This is a genomic window from Streptomyces sp. NBC_01233 (genome assembly GCF_035989305.1).
GTDB lineage: Bacteria > Actinomycetota > Actinomycetes > Streptomycetales > Streptomycetaceae > Streptomyces.
Map to the genome: position 1 here is coordinate 4,289,502 of NZ_CP108514.1, position 22,999 is coordinate 4,312,500.

Genomic DNA, 22,999 nt, shown 5'->3' on the forward strand with positions numbered 1-22,999 from the left:
CGGTGTCCGGGGCCGGTTGTCCGGGCCGGTGTCAGGAGCGGTGTCCGGAGCGGTGTCCGGGCGGCCGCTACCGGGGTGCGACGAAAAGGCTCTGCGCGCTGCGCCCGATGGGCCCCTTCTCGTCGTGCAGCAGCGCGTCCGCGAGGCCGATCCCGGCCGCGTCCACACTCGTACGGGCCTCCACACAGGCCCATTCGCCCACCGGGTGGCGGTGGAGATGGACCGTCAGGTCACCATTGATGAAGACGTAGCGCCCGAAGTCCATCACCGAGCTGATGCCGTTGCCCGAGTCGGCGGCGATCAGCACCCGGTCCAGCGGCCTGGTCTCCTCCCCGGCGACGAGCGGCACCTTCATCCGCATCCAGCAGGTGCCCGGACCCAGCTCGACGAACGCACCCTCGGTGAACCGGGTCTCCATGGCCGAGTGGTAGCCCGTCTCCCACGGCACCGGGAAGAACGGCGTCACGTCCACCTCCCCGGGCGGCGGCAGCTGCGGCCCCGGCACCACGGCCGGCACGGCCTCCTCGGCGACCCGGATCCGCAGGGCCCGCGCCAGCATCACGGGCGCGGCGCCCGCCGGGGCGAGCGCGGCCTCGACCACCTCGGTGCTGCGCCCGGCCCGGAGCACGCTGGTGGTGATCTCCAGCGCGCCGATCGGCACCGGGCGCAGGATCTCGTACGTGATCCGGGCGATCCGCATGTCCGCGCGCGCACCCGGCCGCTCCTCGACGGCCCGCCCGAGCAGCGCGGCCGGCGGCCCCGCGTGCTGCGAGCCCGGGTCCCACGGCCCGCGCGTGTACTCGGTGGCGGTGAACCGCCCGGCATCAAGTCGTGCGAAGAACCCCTCGGCAGCGCCCATACCCTGCACGCTACCGACAGGTAACCGACTCCACAACGGTCGTCAGGCGGCGTCGGCCGGCGTCACCGGGGGCGTCAGCGGGCCTCAGCGGGCGAACCCCAGGCCCACCCCCAGCCCCACCAGCACCGACCCGATGGCCCGGTTCAGCGTCTTCTGCGCCTTCAGCATCCGGTCGCGCAGCCGCGAGTCGGAGAAGAACAGCGCCACCGCCCCGAACCAGCCCAGGTGCGCCGCCGACATGAACAGCCCGTAGCCCGCCTGCTGCCACACCGGGGTGCCCGGGTTCACCACCTGCGTGAAGGTCGACACCACGAACAGCGTCGTCTTCGGATTGAGCACATTGGTCAGGAACCCCGACCGCATCGCCCCCAGCGGGCTCAGCTGCGGCTTCGACTCCAGGTCCACGGACACCTCGGCCCGCGCCCGGAAGGTCCGTATCCCGATCCACACCAGATACGCCGCACCCGCCAGCTTGATCGCGGTGAACAGCGCGGTGGAGGAGGCGATCAGCAGACCGACCCCGAGCATGGTGTACGAGACGTGGACCAGGACGCCGGCCGCGACCCCGGCGGCGGCGAACAGCCCGGTGGGCCGCCCGTAGAGGTAGCTGTTGCGGACCACCATGGCGAAATCGGCGCCGGGACTGATCACGGCGAGAAGGGTAATAACGGCGACTGCGATCACTTCGGTCATAGGCCGATGCTCACGCCCACCCCTCGCAGGATCAACCCCGTTCACCTCCCGCAGACTTGAAGAATGACCACGCACCCCCTCCCCCTCCCCCTCTCCCTCGCGCCCTACCGCCCCGCCGAGGACGGCCCCCTGCTGCGCGCGTGGGTGAAGACCCCCGCCGAGCTGATGACCTGGGCCGGCCCCTCCTTCACCTGGCCCCTGGACGACGCCCAGCTCGCCGCCTACGCCGCCGAGCCCGGCCGGCACACCTGGACCGCCGTGAGCCCCCGGCAACCACCGCGTCGGGCACGTCTACGTCGCCGGCACCCGCCTCGGCCGCGTACTGATCGCCCCCGAGCAGCGCGCCCTGGGCCTCGGCCGGGCCCTCGTCTCCCAGGTCGTCGACCTCTGCTTCGGCGAGCTGGGCCTGCCGGAGATCAGCCTCGGCGTCTGGGCCCACAACACGGCGGCGATCCGCATCTACGAGAGCCTCGGCTTCCGCACCGAGCAGATCCTCGAGGACGTGGAGAAGGTCGACGGCGCCCTCTGGACCGCCCACCAAATGCGCCTCACCGCCCCCACCCGGTAACAATGGAAACGTGTCGAACCCTCTCCCCCTCCTGGAAGCCGACTGCGCGAACTGCTTCGCGCTGTGCTGCGTGGCCCTGCCCTTCGCCAAGTCCCACGACTTCGCCGTGAACAAGCCCGCCGGAACCCCCTGCAAGAACCTCCAGCAGGACTTCCGCTGCGGAATCCACACGCGGCTGCGCGACACGGGCTTCCAGGGGTGCACGGTCTTCGACTGCTTCGGGGCGGGCCAGCAGGTCTCCCAGGTCACCTTCGGCGGCCGCGACTGGCGCGGGCACCCGGACACCCGGGGCGAGATGTTCGAGGTCTTCCCCGTGATGCGGCAGCTGCACGAGCTGCTCTTCTACGTCGCCGAGGCGCTGACCCTCCCGGACGCCGCCCCGCTCCACGAGGAACTGCGCCGCATGCTCGCGCAGACCGAACAGTGGACCCGCGCCGACGCCCAGGCCCTCACGACCCTGGACGTCACGCCCCTGCGCCAGGAGGTCAACACCCTCCTGCTCGAAACCAGCGAGCTCGTACGGGCCAAGGTTCCGGGCCGCAAGAAGAACCACCGCGGCGCCGACCTGATGGGAGCCCGCCTCGCCGGAGCCAACCTGCGCGGCGCGAACCTCCGCGGCGCCTGCCTGATCGCCGCCGACCTCCGCCGCGCCGACCTCCGCACGGCCGACCTGATCGGCGCCGACCTCCGCGACACCAACCTCCGCGGCGCGGACCTCCGCGGCGCCGTCTTCCTCACCCAACCCCAACTGAACGCCGCCCAAGGCGACCCCACCACCCAACTCCCCCCCACCCTCACCCGCCCCACCCACTGGACCTGAACCCCACCCCAAACCCCCACCACCGCACATCCAGCCCCGCCAAATCCAGCCCCGCCGGCGTTTGAGGCGCGGGGTCCGGGGCGGAGCCCCGATCTTTGAGCCCCGCGGGCACCCACCCAGCCCCGACACACCATCCAGCCCCGCCGGCGCTGGAGGCACGGGGGCCCGGGGGCAGCACCCCCGGCAACGGCGCCGCACGGGCACCCCCACCCGCCGCCGCCCCCAACGTCAGAGCCGCAACAGCTGGTACTCCTCCCAGCGCCGCCCCAGCCGCCCGCCCGGCCGCTGCACGACCCGCCCCGGCGTGACCGCCTCACCCCGACGGAACTGTTCCCGCGTCAAGTCGACCCGTACGCCCCCGGGCAGCAGGTTCCACCAGTGGCAGCCCTCCTGCCGGCCCTCGTGGAACACCTCCCCCACGACGAGATCCCCGCCCACGAGGTCCTGCACGACCAGCGCCGTGATGTCGCAGTGCCCCCAGGCCGGATTCTCGGGGGTCCACGGCACCTTGCTGATGTCGGCCGGCTCGCAGGTCTCCGCCGGCCAACCCGCCCGGATGGCCGCCTCGAGATCCGCAAGAGTCCATGGAGTCGTCATGCCCCCCAGCCTCCCGCACCCCACTGACAGCGCCGCCGACGACAGGTGGACGAAACATCGGACAAATGTCGTCGAGTCGGCCCAACGACACGCGACCCCACTGCTCCGATCGGCCGCCGAGCGCCCCACCCGTACGCCGAGACGACAATCATTGCCCGGCGTCACCTCTCGTGATACACAGAGTGACCGCATGTTCTTGCGCATGCACACCGCCCCTGCCCAGGTCAGAGCGCGGAGGCCGGGCGCGGTCCGCGAGATCGGGTAAAGAGAGCCGTCAAGTCGACGACGGCGGCGGTTTCATCAGCGAAGATAGTGCGTAACCCCTGCCGTCGGGCAGTGGGCTTCCGGAACTACCCATACAGGGGCGGTGAGTTACATGATCCTGGCAGCCGAAAAGGGCGACATCACCACCATCATCGGCGGAATCGCCCCGAACTGGGGGCCGTTCGGCAGTCTCGGCAACGAAGCGAAGGTCATGATCGAGGTGGTCATGGCCGTGGCGATCCTCCTGTGCCTGGGCATCGCCATCTGGGGCGCGGCCAAACAGCGCATCGGCGCGACCGCCCTGCGCGACACGTTCAGCGCGGAACAGGGCAAGGGCCTGATCGTGGCCGGCCTCACGGGCGTCTTCATCATCGGCTCCCTGGGCACCCTCTTCACCATCGTCTACGGAATGGCCGTCTAGCCGGGCCACACCGCAGCCGTACCTGATGAGGACTCACCACACCGCGCCTGCGCGGGAACCAGCGCTACCGTCGTACGACGCGGAGGGGGCCGACACGGAATGAGCAACGACGACCAGTACGGCGGCGGCCACGGCGAGGTCGGCGGCACGGGCCAGACCCGCACCCGCCTCCCGGACTCCCCCGCCGACCCGTACGGCCCCACCCGCCGCAGCCCCCGCACCGCCCGCAGCCTGGTCACGGTGGTCGGCGTGGTGGTCCTCCTGATCGCCGCCATCGCGTTCGCGAACCAGGCCCCCGACACCCCCGAGGACAAGCCGGCGGACAACAACCCGGCCGCCTCCTCCACGACGGCCACGGGCACGACCCCGGTCACCGGCAAGGCCTCGGGCATCCCCAGAGGCTTCGCCCACGACGAACAGGGCGCCCAGTCAGCCGCCGCCAACTACGCGGTGATTATGGGTTCTGACGGCATGTTCAAGAAGATCTCTCGGCATGCCATCGTGGACGGTATCTACACACCGGATGCGGCGAGCCGCTTGAAGGGTCCGCAGGACGAGGCGTACTCCGCCGCCTTCCTCGCCAAACTAGGGCTCGACGCGAACGGCAACGCCCCGCAGGACAGCACCTTCGTAACGCGTACCGTCCCGGTCGGCACCCGGGTCGACAGCTACACCCCCGCCACTGCGAAGGTCTCGGTCTGGTACATGGGCCTGATCGGGATGTCGGGTCCCAAGTCCACCGACCCTGTCCAGAGCACGTGGAAGACCTGGGTATTCGAGTTGGCCTGGGTCGGCAACGACTGGAAGGTCCTCGCGGACACCCAGCAGGACGGGCCCGCTCCGGTTCCCGGTGACAACGCCGCATCGACGTCCGACGACATCAGCAAGGCGACCAAGGAGTTCGGAGGGTTCACCTATGCCCGCTAGCCTCCGGCTCCGACTGGGTGTCGTAGCCACCGTCCACATGGCCGTCACAGCGCTGACGTCCCGCGCCTACGCCGCACCCGCGCCTACTCCGACGCCGACGCCGACGCCGCAGGCCAGCAACAACCCCTGCGACCTCCTCATCGGCCCGGCCAAACAGTACTGCGAGCGCGGCGAAGGCGGAGCCCCCCGCACAGGCCTAGCGCCCAGCGACCCGGCCGACGCCCTCAACCCCTTGGCCTCCCTCGCCCGAGGCTGCGCAGACGCCGCCTCCTGGATCGTCACCAAGCTCAGCGAAGCGGTCAACGGCTCGGCCGAAGTCGACTTCACCAACGCCGCCTTCCTCAAGCAGTACTCCGTCGTCTTCGCCGCCTCCACCATCCTGACCCTCGTCCTCTGGCTCTTCGCCGTCGCCAAGCGAGCCGTCCGCGGCGTCCCCCTCACCACCGCCATGTCCGAAGCCATCGGCTTCCTCTGGCTCACGGTCCTCGCCTCCGCCTTCACCCCTCTCGTCCTCTACACCGTCGTTTCCGCCACCGACGGCGTCACCGAGGTCATCGCCTCCGCCACCGGCGGCCAGACCGACGTCTTCTTCGGCTCGTTCTCCGAAGCCCTCAAGAAGGGCGACGACATCGGCGGCGGCCCGATCATGCTGATCGTCGTCTCGCTCGTCACCGTCCTCGCCGCCGGCGTGCTCTACCTGGAGCTCTTCATCCGGGCCGCCCTCCTCTACGTCGGCGCCCTCCTCGGCGTCGTCGTCTACTCCGGCCTCGTCGACCGCAACCTCTGGGGCCACGTCCGCCGCTGGGCCGGCATCATGATCGCCGTCATCCTCGTGAAGCCGGTCATCGTCATCGTCCTCGGCCTCGCCGGAGCCCTGACCGGCGAAAAGGGCCCGAACGCCTTCTCCGCCGTCGTCACCGGGCTCGCCATCATCCTCCTGGCGATCTTCGCCTCCGCGATGATCTACCGCTTCGTCCCCGGCTTCGGCGACGAGATCGCCTCCGCCCGCTCCAACCGCAGCAAGGCCACCGACGGCGCCCAGGCCGCAGCCGTCATCAGCTCCCCGGCCTCCCTCGTCTCGCAGGGCATCAAGACGCACAGCAGCCGCGGCGCCCACCGCGGAGGCGACGGCGGAGGCGGCAACAACGCGCCCCGCCCCGCCAACCCCCTCTCCGGAGGCGTGGCCGCCCACAGCAGCCGCCCCACCTCCGGCGGCGGAGCCGGCGGCGGATCTGTCCCCTCCGCCGCACCCGCACCCCGCACGAGTTCGAGCACGAGGAACACAGGAGGTGACGGGCGTTGACGACCCAGTCCCACCAGCTGCACCCGGTCGCGCCCCGCCGCACGTATCTCATCGGCCGGGCCCGGCCGAACGCGATCGTCGGCAAGAACCGCGAGACCGGCGAGATCGCCCTGATCATCGCCGGGGCGTTCTTCGGCATGATGAGCGGACTGCTCGTCCCCGACCTCACCCTGCGCATCGTCAGCCTCGCCGGCTTCCCCATGGTCGCCCTCGCCGCCGTGTACGTCCCGTACAAGGGCCGCACGTTCTACCGCTGGTTCGAGATCAGCCGCAGCTACAAGCGCACCCTGCGCCGCGGCACCACCTACCGCTCCGGCGCCATGGAAGCCGGCGTCCGCGCCGTCGACGGCCGCGAGGTCGAGGTCGGCCCGCCCCCCGGCATCGGCCGGATCAGCTGGCTCGCCGCGCCCTTCGGCCCCGACGAGATCGCCGTCCTCCTCCACGCGGACCGCCGCACCGTCACCGCCGCCATCGAGATCGAGGGCCCCGGCGTAGGCCTGCGCGACAGCGAGGACCAGGAGGCCCTCGTCGACCGCTTCGGCACCCTCCTCAAGCACGTGGCCAACGGCGACGGCTTCGTCACCCGCCTCCAGATGCTCGCCCGCACCCTGCCCGCCGACCCCGACGCGCACGCCAAGGACGTGGCCCAGCGCGGCGACACCCAGGCCCCCGGCTGGCTGCGCGAGTCCTACGACCAGCTCCAGTCGATGGTGTCCACCTCCTCCGAGCAGCACCGCGCGTACCTCGTCGCCTGCATGCACTACACGCGCGAACTCGCCGCCGAAGCCCACACCATCGCCCGCGCCGCCACCCCCCACAAGGGCCGCAAGCTCGACCGCGACGCCGGCCTCGCCATCGTCATGGCCCGCGAGCTCACCGACATCTGCGCCCGCCTCGCCGAAGCCGACATCCGCGTCCGCCAGCCGCTGGGCCAGGGCCGCCTCTCCTCCCTCGTGCACTCCATGTACGACCCGGACCACCCCATCGACCACATCCAGGCCATGACCAAGCGCAACGCCTGGCCGGCCGAACTCGACGCCGTCGAGCCCACCTTCCTCCAGGCCAAGACCCGCGAGTCCTCCACCCGCGCGCCCTGGTGCCACGCCACCGCCTGGGTCAAGGAGTGGCCGATGACGCCCGTGGGCGTCAACTTCCTCGCGCCCCTCCTCGTCCACACCCCCGACGTCATCCGCACCGTCGCCGTCACCATGGACCTGGAGCCCACCGAGGTGGCCATCGAGCGGATGCTCACCGAGAAGACCAACGACGAGGCCGACGCCTCCCGCGCCGCCAAGATGAACCGCACCGTCGACCCCCGCGACATCGCCGCGCACGGCCGGCTCGACCAAAGAGGTGAAGATCTCGCGAGCGGTGCGGCCGGAGTCAACCTGGTCGGGTACATCACGGTGTCCTCGCGTTCGCCCGAAGCACTCGCCCGCGACAAGCGGACGATCCGCGCCTCCGCCGGCAAGTCCTACCTGAAGCTGGAATGGTGCGACCGCGAGCACCACCGCGCCTTCGTCAACACCTTGCCGTTCGCCACCGGCATCCGACGCTAGCTGGAGGGAAATGCCGCCCATGCGAGATCCCATGTCCGCCCTGACGGACGCCTTCACCAGCTTCCTCTTCGGCAAAGTCGAGACCACGCGCCTGCCCGTACGCACTTCCACCGGGCAGGCGCAAGCCGTCTACCTGCCCACCGCCGCCCCCGGACTCGGCGACTCCGGCGTCATCATCGGCCGCGAGGTCTACAGCGGCAAGGGCTACATCTACGACCCCTTCCAGCTCTACGGGCAGCAGCTCCCGGCCCCCCACTGGCTGGTCCTCGGCGAATCCGGCAACGGCAAGTCCGCCCTGGAGAAGACGTACGTCCTGCGCCAGCTCCGCTTCAAGGACCGCCAGGTCGTCGTCCTCGACGCCCAGGGCGAGGACGGCGTCGGCGAGTGGAACCTGATCGCCCAGCAGCTGGGAATAACCCCCATCCGCCTGGATCCGATCGCCGCCAACGACGACGGCATCCGCCTCAACCCCCTCGACCCGGCCATCACGACGACCGGGCAGCTCGCGCTGCTCCGGACCATCATCGAGGTGGCCATGGGCCACGGCCTCGACGAGCGCGCCGGCTTCGCCCTCAAGGTCGCCCACGCCTACGTCGTCGACACCATCCGCGACCGCCAGCCCGTCCTCACCGACATCGTCGAGCAACTGCGCCACCCCGAAGCCGAATCCGCGCTCGCCATGAACGTCGACATAGACGATGTCCGGGCCTGGGGCCTCGACGTGGCCCTGGTCATCGACCGCCTCGTCGACGGCGACCTGCGCGGCATGTTCGACGGCCCCACCACCGTCGGCATCGACCTCGACGCCCCGCTGATCGTCTTCGACCTCTCCCACATCGACCGCAACTCCATCGCGATGCCGATCCTCATGGCGATCGTCGGCGTCTGGCTGGAGCACACCTGGATCCGGCCCGACCGCAAGAAGCGCATCTTCCTCGTCGAAGAGGCCTGGCACATCATCAACAGCCCGTTCGTGGCCCAGCTGTTCCAGCGCCTGCTGAAGTTCGGCCGCCGCCTCGGCCTGTCCTTCGTCGCCGTCGTCCACCACCTCTCCGACGTCGTCGACGGCGCGGCCGCCCGCGAGGCCGCGGCCATCCTCAAGATGGCCTCGACCAGAACCATCTACGCCCAGAAGGCGGACGAGGCCCGCGCCACCGGCCGGGTCCTCGGCCTCCCCCGCTGGGCGGTCGAGATCATCCCCACCCTCACCCCCGGCATCGCCGTCTGGGACGTCAACGGCAACGTCCAGGTGGTCAAACACCTGATCACCGAAGCCGAACGCCCCCTCGTCTTCACGGACCGCGCCATGACCGAATCCTCCGCCCCCACCCTCCTCTCCGAAGACATGCTGGCCGCCGAACTCGAAGCGGAGGAACGCGCCCTGTCCATCGAACGCAGCCGCGGCAACGGCGGCCCGGGTTCCGCGACCACGGTGGCCTGACCATGCACGACGCACGACGTACGGAGTCCCCCGCACGCGGCGGCGGCATCCCGGACGGCCTGCTGGTCGGCCTCCTGGCCTTCCTCCTCGGCCTGGCCGTCCTCGTCTGGACGGCCACCGGCCTGGCCGCCGTGTTCGCCAAGGGCGCCTGGCCCGACACGGTCACGTTCCATCGGACCCCGGAGGCCGTGCGCGCCCTGATAACGGAGCCGCACGACATCGCCGCCGCCTGGCCGGACACCGACCCGGCGGCCCTCTCGGGCTGGGGCCTGTTCTGGGGCCTCTTCGTCAGCCAGCTCCTGGTGATGTTCGTGCTCACCGTCTTCGCCATCGGCGTGATCGCCCGCACCAAATCCCGCCGTGCCCTGTCCAGACAGGCGGCCCTGGACCCCGTACCGCAGGAGACCCCGCACCCGGAACCCGCCCGACCCCACGTCCCGGCCCAGCCCGCGGCAACCGCCGCAGTCGCAGCCGCACCCACCCCGGAACCCGCCCCGGCTCCGGACCGCAAGGCCCCGGCGGACGAGGCCTACCGCTACGGCCACGGCTACGCCCCACCGGCGACACCGGCCCCGTCCCCGACGGCCACGGCGGCCCCACGGAGCGGCATCGCGTACGGGGGCCCGAACGAGCGCTTCCACGCGGCCGCACACGCGATCGGCGAGGCGGAGGGAGCGGCGCTCGTCGTCACCTCCTCGCCCACCCTCTGGGCCGAGACCAAGGACGCCCGCGCCAAACTCGGCCCGGTCCTCCTCTACGACCCCTCGCACCTGTGCGACACCCCGGCCCGCATGCACTGGAATCCCGCCGAGGGCTGCGCCGACCGCGACACCGCCGCAGCCCGCGCGATCGCCCTGCTGGCCCCCGTACGCCCGCAGGCCCGTATGGATGCCGCGGTCGCCGACACGGCGGAAACGCTCCTGCGCAGCTGGCTCCAGGCCGTCGCGCTCGACGACCGCCCGTTCAAGCAGCTCCACCGCTGGACCCAGGGCAACAGCGCCCAGGACCCGGTCCGCATCCTGCGCACCCATCCCCAGGCCGCCCCCGGCGCGGCCGGCGAGCTGGAGAGCGCCCTCACCGCCCATCCCGAACGCCGGGAACTGGCCCAGAACCTGACGGCCCGGGCCCTCTCCTGCCTGACTTCGATCCACATCCGCGAGGCCTGCAACCCGAACCGAACGGATGCACTCACCCTTGCATCGTTCGTGACCGAAGGGGGCACCCTCTACATGGTGGGTGAACCTCTGGAGGATCCCCGCACCCACCCGGGTGCGATGCCCCTGCTGACCGCACTCGCCTCTCACGTGGTCGAGCACGGCCGCCGCATGGCCGCACGGTCATCCCACGGTCGGCTCGACCCACCACTGTCCCTGGTCCTGGACGACGTGGCCGCCGTGGCCCCGATCCCACAACTCCCGGAACTCCTGGCCCAGGAGCCCCTCCCCCTCCTCGTCCTGTGCCGCAGCCGCGAACAGGCCCGCTCCCGCTGGCCCGACGCGGACCTGCCCTAAGGCCTCGGGACCACGAACTCCAGCTCCATGGCGGACGGGTCGCTCTCCAGCGGCACGCGCACACCGCTGTCCTGGAACCCGATGCGCCGGTAAAAAGCCTGCGCCCGCCCGTTGCGCTCGTGCACGTAGAGCCGTACGCGCTCCAGCGCGGGCCCCTCCAACGACCAGGCCCACTCCAGCCCGGCCCGGAACAGCTTCTCGGCCAGCCCCGTACCCCGCAGGCCCTCACGGACGAAGACGCCGACGATGTGCCCCTGGGTCACCTCGATCTTCCGGTCGAGGAAGTCGGTGGTGCCGAGCTCCTCGACCAGCACGGTCACGGACCCGTTCCACACCCCGTCGGGCCCGACGGCCACGAACTGCCGCACGGCCCGCCCGGAAGCGGCACCGGCGGTCCGCTCCTGCCAGAAGCTGTCGGGCCGGGCCTCGGCGAGCTCGGCGGTGTCGAGGAAGGCAATGGGCGCTGCAGCATCGTGAAGCGAGGCGATCCGCAGCTCTTTGACCTTCTCCCACTCGTCGTCGCGCACCGGACGTATCACGTGCTGGATCTCACTCATGGTGGGTGATCCTAACCACCAGAACATGCAAACTGCATCCATGAATCCGCACGTCAAAGCCCTCCGGCACGTCACCGCGCTCTCCAACGGCCCACCCGTGGACCCGGCCCTCGCGGTGACCCTGAACTTCCACCCCGACCGCTGGTCCGGCGACCGCCCGATCCTCACCGCCCTGGCCGAGGACGGTGTGTACCGCTCCCAGTTCGTCACGGGCACCAGCAACGGCGGTCTCACCGCCCACCCCGAATACCGCGGCCAGGAGTACGTCGACCTGGGCACCGAAATCGCCGTCGCGGACCGGCTCACCCCCCGCGTCCTCGGCGAGGCAGCCCGCACGGGCCGATACGACGAGCAGGCGCTGAAGCGGGTCTGGCACCACCTGGCCCGCTTCGGAAACAACCAGAACTCACATAGTCGGTGAACGCAGAAAAGCCCCGCACCGAACCCGAGGGTTTGGTGCGGGGCTTCCCACAATGATTGTTCGGCGGCGTCCTACTCTCCCACAGGGTCCCCCCTGCAGTACCATCGGCGCTGAAAGGCTTAGCTTCCGGGTTCGGAATGTAACCGGGCGTTTCCCTAACGCTATGACCACCGAAACACTATGAAATTTGAACGCTGGCATGAACACAGCTGTTCGTTATTTCAGAACTAACACAGTGGACGCGAGCAACTGAGGACAAGCCCTCGGCCTATTAGTACCAGTCAGCTTCACCCGTTACCGGGCTTCCACATCTGGCCTATCAACCCAGTCGTCTACTGGGAGCCTTACCCTCTCAAGGAGGTGGGAATACTCATCTTGAAGCAGGCTTCCCGCTTAGATGCTTTCAGCGGTTATCCCTCCCGAACGTAGCCAACCAGCCATGCCCTTGGCAGGACAACTGGCACACCAGAGGTTCGTCCGTCCCGGTCCTCTCGTACTAGGGACAGCCCTTCTCAATATTCCTACGCGCACAGCGGATAGGGACCGAACTGTCTCACGACGTTCTAAACCCAGCTCGCGTACCGCTTTAATGGGCGAACAGCCCAACCCTTGGGACCGACTCCAGCCCCAGGATGCGACGAGCCGACATCGAGGTGCCAAACCATCCCGTCGATATGGACTCTTGGGGAAGATCAGCCTGTTATCCCCGGGGTACCTTTTATCCGTTGAGCGACGGCGCTTCCACAAGCCACCGCCGGATCACTAGTCCCGACTTTCGTCCCTGCTCGACCCGTCGGTCTCACAGTCAAGCTCCCTTGTGCACTTACACTCAACACCTGATTGCCAACCAGGCTGAGGGAACCTTTGGGCGCCTCCGTTACCCTTTGGGAGGCAACCGCCCCAGTTAAACTACCCATCAGACACTGTCCCTGATCCGGATCACGGACCGAGGTTAGACATCCAGCACGACCAGAGTGGTATTTCAACGATGACTCCACAACCACTGGCGTGGCCGCTTCACAGTCTCCCACCTATCCTACACAAGCCGAACCGAACACCAATATCAAACTGTAGTAAAGGTCCCGGGGTCTTTCCGTCCTGCTGCGCGAAACGAGCATCTTTACTCGTAGTGCAATTTCACCGGGCCTATGGTTGAGACAGTCGAGAAGTCGTTACGCCATTCGTGCAGGTCGGAACTTACCCGACAAGGAATTTCGCTACCTTAGGATGGTTATAGTTACCACCGCCGTTTACTGGCGCTTAAGTTCTCAGCTTCGCACGCCCGAAAGCGCACTAACCGGTCCCCTTAACGTTCCAGCACCGGGCAGGCGTCAGTCCGTATACATCGCCTTACGGCTTCGCACGGACCTGTGTTTTTAGTAAACAGTCGCTTCTCGCTGGTCTCTGCGGCCACCCCCAGCTCACGGAGTAAATCCGATCACCAGTGATGGCCCCCCTTCTCCCGAAGTTACGGGGGCATTTTGCCGAGTTCCTTAACCATAGTTCACCCGAACGCCTCGGTATTCTCTACCTGACCACCTGAGTCGGTTTAGGGTACGGGCCGCCATGAAACTCGCTAGAGGCTTTTCTCGACAGCATAGGATCATCCACTTCACCACAATCGGCTCGGCATCAGGTCTCAGCCTTAATGAGGGACGGATTTGCCTACCCCTCGGCCTACACCCTTACCCCGGGACTACCACCGCCCGGGCTGGACTACCTTCCTGCGTCACCCCATCGCTTACCTACTACAAGTCTGGTTCGTCGGCTCCACCACTTTCCTTTCCCCGAAGGGTCCGGAACGGCTTCACGGACTTAGCATCGCCTGATTCGATATTGGGCGTTTCAAAGCGGGTACCGGAATATCAACCGGTTGTCCATCGACTACGCCTGTCGGCCTCGCCTTAGGTCCCGACTTACCCTGGGCAGATCAGCTTGACCCAGGAACCCTTAGTCAATCGGCGCACACGTTTCTCACGTGTGTATCGCTACTCATGCCTGCATTCTCACTCGTGAACCGTCCACAACTAGCTTCCGCTGCTGCTTCACCCGGCACACGACGCTCCCCTACCCATCACAGCGGGCGTTGGCCCTATTGCTGCAATGACACGACTTCGGCGGTACGCTTGAGACCCGCTACATTGTCGGCGCGGAATCACTTGACCAGTGAGCTATTACGCACTCTTTCAAGGGTGGCTGCTTCTAAGCCAACCTCCTGGTTGTCTCTGCGACTCCACATCCTTTCCCACTTAGCGTACGCTTAGGGGCCTTAGTCGATGCTCTGGGCTGTTTCCCTCTCGACCATGGAGCTTATCCCCCACAGTCTCACTGCCGTGCTCTCACTTACCGGCATTCGGAGTTTGGCTAAGGTCAGTAACCCGGTAGGGCCCATCGCCTATCCAGTGCTCTACCTCCGGCAAGAAACACACGACGCTGCACCTAAATGCATTTCGGGGAGAACCAGCTATCACGGAGTTTGATTGGCCTTTCACCCCTAACCACAGGTCATCCCCCAGGTTTTCAACCCTGGTGGGTTCGGTCCTCCACGAAGTCTTACCTCCGCTTCAACCTGCCCATGGCTAGATCACTCCGCTTCGGGTCTAGAGCGTGCAACTCAATCGCCCTATTCGGACTCGCTTTCGCTACGGCTTCCCCACACGGGTTAACCTCGCTACACACCGCTAACTCGCAGGCTCATTCTTCAAAAGGCACGCAGTCACGACCGTTGTTCCGAAGAACAACGGCGACGCTCCCACGGCTTGTAGGCACACGGTTTCAGGTACTATTTCACTCCGCTCCCGCGGTACTTTTCACCATTCCCTCACGGTACTATCCGCTATCGGTCACCAGGGAATATTTAGGCTTAGCGGGTGGTCCCGCCAGATTCACACGGGATTTCTCGGGCCCCGTGCTACTTGGGAGATGAGCAAGCAAGCCGCTGATGTTTCGTCTACGGGGGTCTTACCCTCTACGCCGGACCTTTCGCATGTCCTTCGACTACATCAACGGTTTCTGACTCGCCAACCGGCCGGCAGACCGATCAAGCTCATTCCCACAACCCCGCATGCGCAACCCCTGCCGGGTATCACACGCATACGGTTTGGCCTCATCCGGTTTCGCTCGCCACTACTCCCGGAATCACGGTTGTTTTCTCTTCCTGAGGGTACTGAGATGTTTCACTTCCCCTCGTTCCCTCCACATGCCCTATGTGTTCAGGCATGGGTGACAGCCCATGACGACTGCCGGGTTTCCCCATTCGGACACCCCCGGATCAAAGCTCAGTTGGCAGCTCCCCGGGGCCTATCGCGGCCTCTCACGTCCTTCATCGGTTCCTGGTGCCAAGGCATCCACCGTGCGCCCTTAAAAACTTGGCCACAGATGCTCGCGTCCACTGTGTAGTTCTCAAACAACGACCAGCCACCCATCACCCTGCTCCCTCAAGGAGAACAAGTTCACTGGGGCCGGCACTGAAGACATGACCTCACGGCCGTACCTTCAGGACCCAACAACGTGCCAAGCACGATCCCCTCCACCATTCCTGTGTTCCACGCCCAAGGGCAGTACTTACAGAAGGTTTCGGAAACCGTGCCAACTAATCAACGTTCCACCCATGAGCTGACCGTGCAGAACATTTGTCTGCAATCGGTACTGTGCTCCTTAGAAAGGAGGTGATCCAGCCGCACCTTCCGGTACGGCTACCTTGTTACGACTTCGTCCCAATCGCCAGTCCCACCTTCGACAGCTCCCTCCCTTACGGGTTGGGCCACCGGCTTCGGGTGTTACCGACTTTCGTGACGTGACGGGCGGTGTGTACAAGGCCCGGGAACGTATTCACCGCAGCAATGCTGATCTGCGATTACTAGCAACTCCGACTTCATGGGGTCGAGTTGCAGACCCCAATCCGAACTGAGACCGGCTTTTTGAGATTCGCTCCACCTTACGGTATCGCAGCTCATTGTACCGGCCATTGTAGCACGTGTGCAGCCCAAGACATAAGGGGCATGATGACTTGACGTCGTCCCCACCTTCCTCCGAGTTGACCCCGGCGGTCTCCTGTGAGTCCCCATCACCCCGAAGGGCATGCTGGCAACACAGGACAAGGGTTGCGCTCGTTGCGGGACTTAACCCAACATCTCACGACACGAGCTGACGACAGCCATGCACCACCTGTATACCGACCACAAGGGGGGCACTATCTCTAATGCTTTCCGGTATATGTCAAGCCTTGGTAAGGTTCTTCGCGTTGCGTCGAATTAAGCCACATGCTCCGCTGCTTGTGCGGGCCCCCGTCAATTCCTTTGAGTTTTAGCCTTGCGGCCGTACTCCCCAGGCGGGGAACTTAATGCGTTAGCTGCGGCACCGACGACGTGGAATGTCGCCAACACCTAGTTCCCAACGTTTACGGCGTGGACTACCAGGGTATCTAATCCTGTTCGCTCCCCACGCTTTCGCTCCTCAGCGTCAGTAATGGCCCAGAGATCCGCCTTCGCCACCGGTGTTCCTCCTGATATCTGCGCATTTCACCGCTACACCAGGAATTCCGATCTCCCCTACCACACTCTAGCTAGCCCGTATCGAATGCAGACCCGAGGTTAAGCCTCGGGCTTTCACATCCGACGTGACAAGCCGCCTACGAGCTCTTTACGCCCAATAATTCCGGACAACGCTTGCGCCCTACGTATTACCGCGGCTGCTGGCACGTAGTTAGCCGGCGCTTCTTCTGCAGGTACCGTCACTTTCGCTTCTTCCCTGCTGAAAGAGGTTTACAACCCGAAGGCCGTCATCCCTCACGCGGCGTCGCTGCATCAGGCTTTCGCCCATTGTGCAATATTCCCCACTGCTGCCTCCCGTAGGAGTCTGGGCCGTGTCTCAGTCCCAGTGTGGCCGGTCGCCCTCTCAGGCCGGCTACCCGTCGTCGCCTTGGTGGGCCATTACCCCACCAACAAGCTGATAGGCCGCGGGCTCATCCTTCACCGCCGGAGCTTTCAACCCCCGCCCATGCAGGCAGGAGTGGTATCCGGTATTAGACCCCGTTTCCAGGGCTTGTCCCAGAGTGAAGGGCAGATTGCCCACGTGTTACTCACCCGTTCGCCACTAATCCACCCCGAAGGGCTTCATCGTTCGACTTGCATGTGTTAAGCACGCCGCCAGCGTTCGTCCTGAGCCAGGATCAAACTCTCCATGAATGTTTACCCGTAATCGGGTGCACACATCACTTAGAGCGGGCACATCATGTCGGAATAAGACCGACGCGCCACAACGTCCTCGCTGTGTAATTGCCTGCCAGCACCCGAAGGCCCGACAGGTCTTTTTCAAAGGAACCTCATCCACCGAAGTGGACGGGGTATCAACTTCTGGCGTTGATTTTTGGCACGCTGTTGAGTTCTCAAGGAACGGACGCTTCCTTTGTACTCACCCTCTCGGGCTTTCCTCCGGGCTTTTCGTTCTGTGTTCTTGCGTTTCCGACTCTATCAGACTCTCTCGGGCCCGACTTCCTCGGTGCTTTCCAGTTCCCGCGCTTTCGCGCTTTCCCTTTCCGGCGATTCCGACTCTATCAGAAGTTCTCCACCGGATTTCCCGGCTTCGATTCCCGAATGAAGAGTCGAGTGTCCCCACTCGAAAGTGATTCCTTGTGGGGGCTGCTGCCGAGCGTGTTCCGCTCCAGGCAACTTCTCGACTCTACAACTCGGCCGGGGAGGTGTCAAAACCGCCCGTGGCCGGCGAGCGCACGCCCGAGTACGGCCAGCCGGGCACCGTCCGGTGCCCGGCGACGTCGTGACCTCAGCCGGCGGCTATCGGTGCTTCTCGGTGATCATGTCGATGACTGCTGTGCCGTCGAAAGTGGCGACCTCGCTGCTGCGGGGGAACATGGCCTGCTCGTACGCGGTGAGCGCGGTCTCGGGGTCGTCGGGGTGGGCGGCGAGGGCCTGCCCGAGTTCGGCACCGTCGAGCATGGCGAGGTTGGCGCCTTCGCCGTTCGGGGGCGCGAGGTGGGCGACGTCGCCGATCAGGGTCACCCCCGGGACCCGGTCCCACCGGTGATCGGCGGGCAGGGCGTACTGGGGACGCAGGACCGGCCCGGTGTCGCCGTCGGTGATCAGCGCGGTGAGTTCCGGCGCCCAGCCGTCGAATTCCTGCGCGATCCGCGCGGTGGCCGCGGCGGCATCGGCGAAGTCGATGGCGGCGAACCACTCCTGCGGCCTGGCCAGCGCCACGTAGGTGTGCAGGGTGTCCCCGCTTTCCCGGTGAGCGAAGATCTCCCTGCCCGGCGCGGGCGCGATCAGCATCCCGCCGCCGACCGCCTTCGCGGCGGCCGGGTGGCGGGTGTCGGCGTCGAACAGGTACGTCTCGACGTACGACGTGCCGGCGTACTCGGGTGTGGCGGTGGAGAGCGTCGGCCGGACCCGTGACCAGGCGCCGTCCGCGCCGACCAGCAGGCCGGTGACGACCGTGCCGCCGCCGAACGTCACTTCGTGGCGGCCCTCGCCGAGGGCGCGGGCGCTGCCGACCTTGTGCCCCCACCGGACGGTGCCGGCCGGGAGCGAGTCGAGCAGGATCCGTCGTAACGCGCCGCGCTGCACCTCGGGGCGTCCGCCCGTGCCGTCGTCGGCCTTGTCGAGCAGGACGGTCCCGTCCGGGTCGAGGACCCGCATCGCTTGACGGCCCTCCAGGACGATGGCGTGGAACTCGTCCATCAGGCCGGCCGCCTGGAGGGCGAGCTGCCCGTTGTAGTCGTGGATGTCGAGCATGCCGCCCTGCGTGCGTGCCGACGGGGAGGGCTCGGCCTCGTAGACCGTGGCCGGGATTCCGTGGACGTGCAGGACGCGTGCCAGCGTGAGTCCGCCGAGTCCTGCGCCGATGATCGTGACGGGCGTGTACATGGTGGCTCCTTCGGGATCGGACCGCCCGGTGGAGTCCGGCCGGCCGTCTCTGGAAAGGTTCCAGGCCCGCCGACGAGCCCCCGACATGGGACCGACAACCTCCGACAGCTGACCGACACCGCGGCTCAGCCACGCGATCACCCCGGGTCAGAACACCAGTCGGCCGGCCACCGTGGTGGGCTGGAGGCCGATTCGGAGCGGCCGCCCCCAGGGTGTGGATCACGGCAGTCGACGATCGGCCTGGAGGCGCACTGATCATGGAGATGAAGCGGAGCGCGATAACGCTCGACTGCCCTGATCCGCTGGCTCTGGCGGCGTTCTATCAGCAGGCCACCGGCGTCGAACCCCACCCGAAGTCGGACGCGGACTTCGCCGGCCTCAACCGTGAGAACGGACTCCTGATCGGCTTCCAGCGAGTCGACGACCACCGGGCTCCGAGCTGGCCTGACCAAACAGTTCCCCAGCAGATGCACCTGTGCTTCGACGTCGAGGACCTGGACGAGGCCGAGGCCCGTCTGCTGGAGCTGGGGGCGGGCAAGCCAGCTCATCAGCCCCGTGAGGACAGGTGGCGGGTCCTCACCGATCCTGCTGGGCACCCCTTCTGCCTCGTCAGAGGCTGATCGGGGGCACGAGCCCGTCATGCCTCGAGAGCCCTGCCGTTTCGCGTACTCAGTCGCTGGCGCGTCCAGGTGATGAAGTCGTCGCCAGGGCCGGCCGACTGCACGTCCGCCAGCAGAGATTCGATCTCCTCGTTCGGAGCGTCCAGGGCCCAGCGCGCGGGACGGCATCCCGGCGTCCGGAGTGTGTGCTGCGTGGGGCGGTGGGATCACCTTGCCGGACAGCACCGCGGGACCGAAGGCAATGGGGGCTCGGACCTCTTGAAGCCGGCGGCCCTCATCACCGGGGCAACGTGTTGCTCGACCAGCAGGTTCAGTGGCGTCACCGGCCTCAGCAAGGCGTCGGCTCGAGCTCGACCACGCGCAGGCCCCAGGGTTCCGGCGTGCCGTTGCAGACCTCGGCGAGTGGCGTCCGCGTCCCGATGAGGTCGACTGCCATGGGCAGCAGCCTGCCAGGAGCTCAGAGGTTCACGCGCTTGAGGTAGACCCGGCTGCGGTGCGGGATGGTCTGGTACCAGACCATGAGGTGCTCGTCCTCGTACGTACGCAGCCGCATCGGGTTCGGGTCCTCGTAGAGGCTGCCGTCCTTGGGGTCGATCGCCATCGACGCCAGGTCGACCAGGCCGTCCATGACGGCGGTGACCAGCTCCTGGTCCTCCGCGGGCATGTCTCCGAGGACCCACAGCCGACCGGGGTCGCACTCCCACGCCCAACCGCTGTCGTTCTCCACGCCTTCGCCCCGCGCGGTCACTGACCGATCTCGCGCTGCGCCTCGGCGAGGATGCGGCTGCTCGTCTCCATGGCGGCCCGGAACTGTTCCTCGGTCGAGTGCGGATCCCCGGCCACCCGCTCCGCCTCGTGCAGCGCCGCCGAGCGCGCCGGCCAGCGGTGGATCGCCACGTGCGTGGCCCACTTGATCAGGAAGAACCGCAGCGGGTTGATGGCACCGGTCTCGGCCGCACGGTCGAAGGCCTCGTTGCACTCCTTGTCGAGCGCGGCCAGGCTGGCCATGTCGATGCGGCGTACGGCGTCCCGGAGGGCCTCCCGTGTCATGGCCGGCTGGGGAATGAGCGGCCCGCCGTCTTCCAGCTGCTGTGCAGTCATCGCGCCCTCCAGAGGAACGCGGCCAGGATACCCAGCCGAGCCCGTGACACTGCCGGTGAACGCAGAAAAGCCCCGCACCGAACCCGAGGGTTTGGTGCGGGGCTTCCCGCAATGATTGTTCGGCGGCGTCCTACTCTCCCACAGGGTCCCCCCTGCAGTACCATCGGCGCTGAAAGGCTTAGCTTCCGGGTTCGGAATGTAACCGGGCGTTTCCCTAACGCTATGACCACCGAAACACTATGAAATTTGAACGCTGGCATGAACACAGCTGTTCGTTATTTCAGAACTAACACAGTGGACGCGAGCAACTGAGGACAAGCCCTCGGCCTATTAGTACCAGTCAGCTTCACCCGTTACCGGGCTTCCACATCTGGCCTATCAACCCAGTCGTCTACTGGGAGCCTTACCCTCTCAAGGAGGTGGGAATACTCATCTTGAAGCAGGCTTCCCGCTTAGATGCTTTCAGCGGTTATCCCTCCCGAACGTAGCCAACCAGCCATGCCCTTGGCAGGACAACTGGCACACCAGAGGTTCGTCCGTCCCGGTCCTCTCGTACTAGGGACAGCCCTTCTCAATATTCCTACGCGCACAGCGGATAGGGACCGAACTGTCTCACGACGTTCTAAACCCAGCTCGCGTACCGCTTTAATGGGCGAACAGCCCAACCCTTGGGACCGACTCCAGCCCCAGGATGCGACGAGCCGACATCGAGGTGCCAAACCATCCCGTCGATATGGACTCTTGGGGAAGATCAGCCTGTTATCCCCGGGGTACCTTTTATCCGTTGAGCGACGGCGCTTCCACAAGCCACCGCCGGATCACTAGTCCCGACTTTCGTCCCTGCTCGACCCGTCGGTCTCACAGTCAAGCTCCCTTGTGCACTTACACTCAACACCTGATTGCCAACCAGGCTGAGGGAACCTTTGGGCGCCTCCGTTACCCTTTGGGAGGCAACCGCCCCAGTTAAACTACCCATCAGACACTGTCCCTGATCCGGATCACGGACCGAGGTTAGACATCCAGCACGACCAGAGTGGTATTTCAACGATGACTCCACAACCACTGGCGTGGCCGCTTCACAGTCTCCCACCTATCCTACACAAGCCGAACCGAACACCAATATCAAACTGTAGTAAAGGTCCCGGGGTCTTTCCGTCCTGCTGCGCGAAACGAGCATCTTTACTCGTAGTGCAATTTCACCGGGCCTATGGTTGAGACAGTCGAGAAGTCGTTACGCCATTCGTGCAGGTCGGAACTTACCCGACAAGGAATTTCGCTACCTTAGGATGGTTATAGTTACCACCGCCGTTTACTGGCGCTTAAGTTCTCAGCTTCGCACGCCCGAAAGCGCACTAACCGGTCCCCTTAACGTTCCAGCACCGGGCAGGCGTCAGTCCGTATACATCGCCTTACGGCTTCGCACGGACCTGTGTTTTTAGTAAACAGTCGCTTCTCGCTGGTCTCTGCGGCCACCCCCAGCTCACGGAGTAAATCCGATCACCAGTGATGGCCCCCCTTCTCCCGAAGTTACGGGGGCATTTTGCCGAGTTCCTTAACCATAGTTCACCCGAACGCCTCGGTATTCTCTACCTGACCACCTGAGTCGGTTTAGGGTACGGGCCGCCATGAAACTCGCTAGAGGCTTTTCTCGACAGCATAGGATCATCCACTTCACCACAATCGGCTCGGCATCAGGTCTCAGCCTTAATGAGGGACGGATTTGCCTACCCCTCGGCCTACACCCTTACCCCGGGACTACCACCGCCCGGGCTGGACTACCTTCCTGCGTCACCCCATCGCTTACCTACTACAAGTCTGGTTCGTCGGCTCCACCACTTTCCTTTCCCCGAAGGGTCCGGAACGGCTTCACGGACTTAGCATCGCCTGATTCGATATTGGGCGTTTCAAAGCGGGTACCGGAATATCAACCGGTTGTCCATCGACTACGCCTGTCGGCCTCGCCTTAGGTCCCGACTTACCCTGGGCAGATCAGCTTGACCCAGGAACCCTTAGTCAATCGGCGCACACGTTTCTCACGTGTGTATCGCTACTCATGCCTGCATTCTCACTCGTGAACCGTCCACAACTAGCTTCCGCTGCTGCTTCACCCGGCACACGACGCTCCCCTACCCATCACAGCGGGCGTTGGCCCTATTGCTGCAATGACACGACTTCGGCGGTACGCTTGAGCCCCGCTACATTGTCGGCGCGGAATCACTTGACCAGTGAGCTATTACGCACTCTTTCAAGGGTGGCTGCTTCTAAGCCAACCTCCTGGTTGTCTCTGCGACTCCACATCCTTTCCCACTTAGCGTACGCTTAGGGGCCTTAGTCGATGCTCTGGGCTGTTTCCCTCTCGACCATGGAGCTTATCCCCCACAGTCTCACTGCCGTGCTCTCACTTACCGGCATTCGGAGTTTGGCTAAGGTCAGTAACCCGGTAGGGCCCATCGCCT

At 66.0% G+C, this 22,999-nt stretch carries 17 protein-coding genes and 5 rRNA genes (1 of these 22 running past the window's edge); 10 read left to right on the top strand and 12 right to left on the bottom strand.

The annotated features are described in order from the left end of the window. Window positions 1-67 precede the first annotated feature (67 nt). The gene (locus OG332_RS20165) at window positions 68-859 is read right to left on the bottom strand and encodes a thioesterase family protein (RefSeq protein WP_327414798.1); all 792 of its coding nucleotides are present in this window, start codon (window positions 857-859) and stop codon (window positions 68-70) included. 84 nt (window positions 860-943) lie between these two features. Further along, on the bottom strand, window positions 944-1,552 hold the full coding sequence (locus OG332_RS20170; protein ID WP_327414799.1) for a LysE family translocator: 609 nt from the start codon (window positions 1,550-1,552) through the stop codon (window positions 944-946). A gap of 346 nt (window positions 1,553-1,898) precedes the next feature. Here OG332_RS20170 and OG332_RS47850 point away from each other — a divergent pair, with 346 nt between their 5' ends. Then, on the top strand, window positions 1,899-2,120 hold the full coding sequence (locus OG332_RS47850) for a GNAT family N-acetyltransferase (protein WP_442816359.1): 222 nt from the start codon (window positions 1,899-1,901) through the stop codon (window positions 2,118-2,120). A gap of 10 nt (window positions 2,121-2,130) precedes the next feature. After that, window positions 2,131-2,940 carry a pentapeptide repeat-containing protein gene (locus tag OG332_RS20175; protein ID WP_327414800.1) on the top strand — a complete coding sequence of 270 codons (810 nt, stop codon included), beginning with the start codon at window positions 2,131-2,133 and terminating at the stop codon, window positions 2,938-2,940. A 228-nt stretch (window positions 2,941-3,168) separates the two neighbouring features. Here the strand turns inward: OG332_RS20175 and OG332_RS20180 are convergent, their stop codons facing one another. Continuing rightward, window positions 3,169-3,537: a YunG family protein gene (locus tag OG332_RS20180; RefSeq protein WP_327414801.1), complete on the bottom strand. Its 369-nt coding sequence runs from the start codon at window positions 3,535-3,537 to the stop codon at window positions 3,169-3,171. Between the two features lie 376 nt (window positions 3,538-3,913). On the opposite strand from OG332_RS20180, the gene OG332_RS20185 reads away from it, so the two are divergent. The 6 genes from OG332_RS20185 (at window position 3,914) to OG332_RS20210 (ending at window position 10,963) form a co-directional block, all read left to right on the top strand. Next, a complete protein-coding gene (locus OG332_RS20185) occupies window positions 3,914-4,222 on the top strand; it encodes a hypothetical protein (protein WP_008742356.1) in 309 nt (102 codons plus the stop codon). Between the two features lie 99 nt (window positions 4,223-4,321). Then, window positions 4,322-5,149 carry a hypothetical protein gene (locus OG332_RS20190; RefSeq protein ID WP_327414803.1) on the top strand — a complete coding sequence of 276 codons (828 nt, stop codon included), beginning with the start codon at window positions 4,322-4,324 and terminating at the stop codon, window positions 5,147-5,149. Further along, entirely contained in the window at window positions 5,139-6,452 is a 1,314-nt protein-coding gene (locus OG332_RS20195; protein WP_442816184.1) for a hypothetical protein, read from the top strand. Before OG332_RS20190 ends, OG332_RS20195 begins: the two co-directional genes overlap by 11 nt. After that, complete coding sequence (locus OG332_RS20200) at window positions 6,449-8,011, top strand: SCO6880 family protein (RefSeq protein ID WP_327414804.1); 1,563 nt, start codon at window positions 6,449-6,451, stop codon at window positions 8,009-8,011. The genes OG332_RS20195 and OG332_RS20200 overlap by 4 nt, the downstream gene beginning before the upstream one ends. A gap of 19 nt (window positions 8,012-8,030) precedes the next feature. Further along, window positions 8,031-9,452: an ATP-binding protein gene (locus OG332_RS20205; protein WP_319732619.1), complete on the top strand. Its 1,422-nt coding sequence runs from the start codon at window positions 8,031-8,033 to the stop codon at window positions 9,450-9,452. Window positions 9,453-9,454: 2 nt separating this feature from the next. Next, a complete protein-coding gene (locus tag OG332_RS20210; RefSeq protein ID WP_327414805.1) occupies window positions 9,455-10,963 on the top strand; it encodes a type VI secretion protein in 1,509 nt (502 codons plus the stop codon). Here the strand turns inward: OG332_RS20210 and OG332_RS20215 are convergent. Beyond that, on the bottom strand, window positions 10,960-11,511 hold the full coding sequence (locus OG332_RS20215; RefSeq protein WP_327419312.1) for a GNAT family N-acetyltransferase: 552 nt from the start codon (window positions 11,509-11,511) through the stop codon (window positions 10,960-10,962). The two genes, OG332_RS20210 and OG332_RS20215, sit on opposite strands and share 4 nt — an antisense overlap. A gap of 49 nt (window positions 11,512-11,560) precedes the next feature. On the opposite strand from OG332_RS20215, the gene OG332_RS20220 reads away from it, so the two are divergent. Next, complete coding sequence (locus OG332_RS20220; RefSeq protein ID WP_327414806.1) at window positions 11,561-11,941, top strand: DUF3626 domain-containing protein; 381 nt, start codon at window positions 11,561-11,563, stop codon at window positions 11,939-11,941. A gap of 58 nt (window positions 11,942-11,999) precedes the next feature. Here OG332_RS20220 and rrf (OG332_RS20225) read toward each other — a convergent pair. The 4 genes from rrf (OG332_RS20225) to OG332_RS20240 form a co-directional block, all read right to left on the bottom strand. Then, a 5S ribosomal RNA gene (gene rrf, locus OG332_RS20225) occupies window positions 12,000-12,116 on the bottom strand. A gap of 76 nt (window positions 12,117-12,192) precedes the next feature. Continuing rightward, window positions 12,193-15,315, bottom strand: a 23S ribosomal RNA gene (locus tag OG332_RS20230). Between the two features lie 287 nt (window positions 15,316-15,602). Then, window positions 15,603-17,127 (bottom strand): 16S ribosomal RNA (locus OG332_RS20235). Together the 16S, 23S and 5S rRNA genes form the textbook arrangement of a ribosomal RNA operon. A gap of 606 nt (window positions 17,128-17,733) precedes the next feature. After that, window positions 17,734-18,822, bottom strand: coding sequence for an FAD-dependent oxidoreductase (locus OG332_RS20240; protein WP_327414807.1), 1,089 nt, complete (start codon window positions 18,820-18,822; stop codon window positions 17,734-17,736). 263 nt (window positions 18,823-19,085) lie between these two features. Here OG332_RS20240 and OG332_RS20245 point away from each other — a divergent pair, with 263 nt between their 5' ends. Further along, entirely contained in the window at window positions 19,086-19,442 is a 357-nt protein-coding gene (locus tag OG332_RS20245) for a VOC family protein (RefSeq protein WP_442816360.1), read from the top strand. 457 nt (window positions 19,443-19,899) lie between these two features. Here OG332_RS20245 and OG332_RS20250 read toward each other — a convergent pair whose 3' ends face one another. From OG332_RS20250 to OG332_RS20265, 4 genes are all read right to left on the bottom strand, one after another. Then, the gene (locus OG332_RS20250) at window positions 19,900-20,190 is read right to left on the bottom strand and encodes a hypothetical protein (RefSeq protein WP_327414808.1); all 291 of its coding nucleotides are present in this window, start codon (window positions 20,188-20,190) and stop codon (window positions 19,900-19,902) included. Beyond that, window positions 20,187-20,543, bottom strand: a complete 357-nt coding sequence (locus tag OG332_RS20255) for a hypothetical protein (RefSeq protein WP_327414809.1) — start codon at window positions 20,541-20,543, stop codon at window positions 20,187-20,189. The genes OG332_RS20250 and OG332_RS20255 overlap by 4 nt, the downstream gene beginning before the upstream one ends. A 117-nt stretch (window positions 20,544-20,660) precedes the next feature. Continuing rightward, window positions 20,661-20,777, bottom strand: a 5S ribosomal RNA gene (gene rrf / locus OG332_RS20260). Window positions 20,778-20,853: 76 nt separating this feature from the next. After that, window positions 20,854-22,999 (bottom strand): 23S ribosomal RNA (locus OG332_RS20265) (it continues 977 nt past the right edge of the window).